Below are 1282 nucleotides of genomic sequence, written 5' to 3' on the forward strand. Positions count from 1 at the left end.
TGATCCACCCCCATTGAACGGGTCCACCTTGAAGTATGGTTTTGACCATGAAGGAGGACCACAATGGCAAACAAGCGACACAAGCCCGACGAGATCGTCACGAAGCTTCGGCAGGTTGAGGTTTTGCGCGGCCAAGGCATGGCGATGGCGGATGCCGTTCGCCAGATCGGCGTTTCCGAACTGACGTTCTACCGGTGGCGCAAGCAATATGGCGGCATGAGCCGTGACCGGCTTCGGCAGTTGAAGGATCTCCAGAAGGAGAACGAACGGCTTCGCAAGGCGGTGGCCGATCTGACGCTGGACAAGCTGATCCTGACGGAGGCTGCGCGGGGAAACTTCTGAGCCCCTCGCGTCGCCGTGCCTGCATCGACCATGTTCGCTCGGTTCTGCCGAAGCGCGTGTCGGAGCGCCGGGTATGCCTCGTGCTTGGGCAGCATCGCTCCACGCAGCGGCGTATTCCTCGCGGCCGGGACGACGAGCAGCAACTGACCGAGGACATCGTTGCACTGGCCCGCCGCTATGGCCGCTACGGCTATCGCAAGATCGCCGAGCTTCTGCGCAGCCAGATGGGCTGGGTGGTCAACGACAAGCGGGTCGAGCGCATCTGGCGGCAAGAGGGGCTGAAGGTTCCAGCCAAACAACCGAAGAAAGGCCGGCTCTGGCTCGCCGACGGATCATGCATCCGCCTGCGCGCCGAGCGGCCCAACCATGTCTGGTCCTACGACTTCGTCGAGGACCGCACTCATGACGGAAGGAAGTACCGCATGCTTAACGTGATCGACGAGTTCACGCATGAGGCGCTGGCGATCCGCATCGATCGCAAGCTCAACTCCACCGACGTCATCGACGTCCTGTCCGACCTGTTCATCCTGCGCGGCGTGCCTGAGCACATCCGTTCCGACAACGGCCCGGAGTTCATCGCCACGGCCGTGCAGGACTGGATCACCGCCGTCGGGGCGAAGACTGCCTACATCGCACCCGGAAGCCCATGGGAGAATGGCTACATCGAGAGCTTCAATGCTCGCCTGCGCGACGAACTCCTCGACGGCGAGATCTTCTACACGCTCAAAGAGGCCAGGATCATCGTGGAAAGCTGGCGTCGGCATTACAACACCGTGCGTCCGCATGGATCGCTCGGCTACAAGCCGCCGGCGCCGGAGGTCTTCATCCCGGCATTCGCGCGGGCGGCCCTGCAACCCCAACCAGCGATGCCGCCCGCGCTGGCGCCACGACCATCATTGCACTAACAATCAAATTGGACCCGTCCGTGGGGGCCGATCAC

Annotated in this window: 1 protein-coding gene; it reads left to right on the plus strand. The window is 62.7% G+C overall.

The window, feature by feature from the left end:
- Positions 1-63 precede the first annotated feature (63 nt).
- Positions 64-1247 (plus strand): IS3 family transposase gene (locus NYR54_RS19095; RefSeq protein WP_261517283.1). Its coding sequence is split into 2 segments (ribosomal slippage): positions 64-328 and positions 328-1247, totalling 1185 coding nucleotides; the frame shifts between segments, so codons are not numbered across the junction.
- The last annotated feature ends 35 nt before the right edge of the window (positions 1248-1282 follow it).

This window comes from Chelativorans petroleitrophicus (assembly GCF_025398195.1).
GTDB classification, from domain to species: Bacteria; Pseudomonadota; Alphaproteobacteria; order Rhizobiales; family Rhizobiaceae; genus Chelativorans; species Chelativorans petroleitrophicus.